The sequence below is a fragment of the Mycobacterium intermedium genome, from assembly GCF_002086275.1.
GTDB classification, from domain to species: domain Bacteria; phylum Actinomycetota; class Actinomycetes; order Mycobacteriales; family Mycobacteriaceae; genus Mycobacterium; species Mycobacterium intermedium.
In genome coordinates, this window is sequence record NZ_MVHT01000235.1 from 1 (window position 1) to 1,442 (window position 1,442).

1 protein-coding gene is annotated in these 1,442 nt (G+C 60.7%); it reads left to right on the forward strand.

Annotated features, from left to right (window positions below; translation table 11 throughout):
- Positions 1–270: 270 nt before the first annotated feature.
- The coding region (locus BST27_RS30385; protein ID WP_232007494.1) for a condensation domain-containing protein at positions 271–1,442 on the forward strand (1,172 nt) is incomplete at its 3' end.

Genomic DNA, 1,442 nt, shown 5'->3' on the forward strand with positions numbered 1-1,442 from the left:
GCCGTGATCATAGGTGGGGGCTCAGCAGGTACCAGTATTGGTGTGGGAATAGTTCACGAGTGGGAGCCGGGTTCGGGTCCGGTGACGACGTGGGCTCCGACGCCTGGTTCGAAGGCAAAAGCGTTGAAAGCGCCTGCGGTGGATGCGCCGCCGAGTTCTATGCAGGCCGGGCACATTATTAACTTTGTTGATTTCCGTGAGCGTGGGCTTGATTACTCGCGGTTGGTGATGGGTTCCTGGGAAATGCCGGGGAAGTGCGACATCCGCACGATGACCCATGTGATCAATGCTCACCTGCGTCGGCATGAGACGTACCGCAGCTGGTTTGAATACCAGGACCCGAAGCACATTATTCGTCACGAAATCCAGAATCCTCGTGACATTCAGTTCGTGCCCGTTCACCACGGTGAGTTGACCCAGCCGGAATGGCGGGATCTGGTTCTTGCCACCCCGAGTCCGCTGGAATGGGATTGCTTCCGGCTCGGTGTTATCCAGCACGAGAATCACTGCACGCTGTTCGCGATTGTTGACCACCTGCACTGCGACCCCGCACTGATCACCGGCCTGTATGTTGAGATCCTGGCCAATTACCAGTCGCTGGTGGCCGGCAAACCGCCGGTGACGCTGGCCCCGACCGCCAGCCACGCCGAGTTCTGCAAGCGGGAAAAGGCCTACGCCGACTCCATGACCCTGGACTCCCCCGAGATCCGCAAATGGGTTGCATTCGCCGAGGCTAACGGCGGTAACGGCCCCGAGTTCCCATTGCCGCTGGGTGACCAGACAATCCCGTGCGGCGGCGACATGATGGTCATCCCGCTGCTCAGCCCCGAGCAAACCGCCCGGTTCGAAGACGACTGCATCGCCTCGGGCGCCCGGTTCAGCGGCGGACTGTTCGCCTGCGCCGCCCTGGCACACTACGAATTGACCGGCGAGGAAATCTACCGCGGCCTTACCCCCATCGATAAGCGGCGCACGCCCGAGGAATACATGACGATGGGTTGGTTCACCGGCGTCATTCCCTTCGAAGCGACCGTCGACCCGAACTCCTTCGTCGAAACCGCCCGCTCCATTCAGGCCTCATTCGACGAAAACATCGCCCTCGCGCAAGTGCCTTACGACCGCGTCCTGGAATTGGCACCGTGGCTCAACAAGTACGGCCCCCAATTCTTCATGATGAACTACATGGACGTCGGCCTGCCGCCACTTTCCGCCGTGGTCGCCACCGCACTCACCGGATCAAATGCAACCGCCTACAACGACGGCAGAAGCCCGGCATACCTCTACATGTCGGTAATCCGCCTCTTCGACGAAGTCTCGTTGCTGATCTCGTTCCCCAACAACCCCATCGCCCGCGAATCCGTAACCCGCTACGGCGAAGTCATCAAATCCGTATTCACCCGCGCAGCCGCCGGCGAGTACACAGCACCAGCAGTCCACGCCAC